This window comes from Micromonospora deserti (assembly GCF_003236335.1).
In the GTDB taxonomy this organism is placed as follows: domain Bacteria; phylum Actinomycetota; class Actinomycetes; order Mycobacteriales; family Micromonosporaceae; genus Micromonospora; species Micromonospora deserti.
Genome location: NZ_POUB01000530.1, coordinates 1 through 782, shown reverse-complemented (window position 1 = coordinate 782; position 782 = coordinate 1). Strand labels below are relative to the sequence as shown.

Sequence of the window (782 nt, the reverse complement as noted above, 5' to 3'; positions counted from 1 at the left end):
GTGCCGGAGTGTCGCTGAGCGGTGCCGCCGAGCCGCCGGCCGCGGAGTCGCTGCCGGCGCTGTTCCCGGTGCCTGAGCCGGCCGCGGTCCCGCCGGCGCCCCGGCCCGCCCCGCCGCCCCGGTCCCGGCGGGGCACCCGGGCCGACTCATCCGGCTCGGCCGCCGGGGACGGGGACGACGCCGCGCCGGGGCAGCGGGCCGACGTGCCGGCCGCCGGTGATGCTGCCGAAGGGGCCGGCCCGGACGAGGCCCGCCGGCAGTTGGTCTTCTTCGGTGCGGAGGCGGCGGACCCGTCGGTCGCCGACCTCGCCGGCCTGCTCGCCGGGCCCGGCGAGGTGGCGGTGATGGGGGGCACCGCGCGGCTGTCGGTGGTGGTGGACGCCGCCTGGCGGGTGCACGTGCTCGCCGCGGAGTTGACGCTGCGTGGGCTCGCCCCGAGCTGGGAGCCGACCGACGACGCCCGGCACGCGGTGCGTACCTCGTACACCCGGGTGTTGAAGCCGCTCGCGGTCGCCTGGCTGCGCGGTACGGCGAAGCGGCCGCCGCCCGGTTTCCACCTCAACGGCCGGCGGCTGCGCCTGTGGCTGGCGGCGGCGGGGCTCGCCGACCCGCCGGACTTCCTGCTCCGCTTCGGCGGCGCGGACCCGGACTGCTGGGCGCCGGTGGGTGCCGCGCTCGCCGCCGTCGGCCTCCCCGACGCACAGCTGGAGGCGGGCCCGGACGGCCCCGCCTACCGAATCACCGGCCGCCGTCACCTGGCCCGCCTCGCCGAACTCGTCGGC

Annotated in this window: 1 protein-coding gene; it reads left to right on the top strand. The window is 80.1% G+C overall.

Annotated elements, in window-relative coordinates; genetic code table 11:
* Positions 1–8: 8 nt before the first annotated feature.
* A partial coding sequence (locus C1I99_RS31750) for a hypothetical protein (protein WP_111137793.1) occupies positions 9–782 on the top strand: 774 nt, incomplete at its 3' end.